General features: G+C 60.9%; 1 protein-coding gene. It reads left to right on the top strand.

Features of this window, described 5'->3' with window-relative positions:
- Positions 1–163 precede the first annotated feature (163 nt).
- Positions 164–427: a hypothetical protein gene (locus AC1DO7_RS41475; protein ID WP_477117603.1), complete on the top strand. Its 264-nt coding sequence runs from the start codon at positions 164–166 to the stop codon at positions 425–427.
- Positions 428–487: the final 60 nt, after the last annotated feature.

A 487-nucleotide genomic window follows, 5' to 3' on the forward strand; every position in this document is an offset into this window, starting at 1 on the left:
ATGAACGGCAACAACACGGCCTTCGCGGATGACACATCAAGTCGCATGTCAACTCGACGCAGAACGCCCAGAACAACATCTATCGCTGATGTTGCCGCCGCCCTGCCGGCCCSRCCGAGCGCGCCAACCGAATYCGCACATCACTGAGTACCGGAGAACTRCCATGACTACCATCGCCATCCARGACCTGTCCGTCACCGAAGAACTCGACGCCCACGCCATGAGCACCGTGCGCGGCGGCACCGGCTTCGTGCCCTTCGTGCCGGTGTTCAGCACCGTCAAGGTCGACTCGACCTTCAATGCCTCGCAACTGATCGGCCAGACCCAGAGCGTGGTCAAYATGAACGGCAACAACACGGCCTTCGCGGATGACATCAAGTCGCATGTCAACTCGACGCAGAACGCCCAGAACAACATCTATCGCTGATGTTGCCGCCGCCCTGCCGGCCCGGCCGAGCGCGCCAACCGAATTCGCACATCACTGAGT

This window comes from Cupriavidus sp. 05N40, assembly GCF_056397305.1.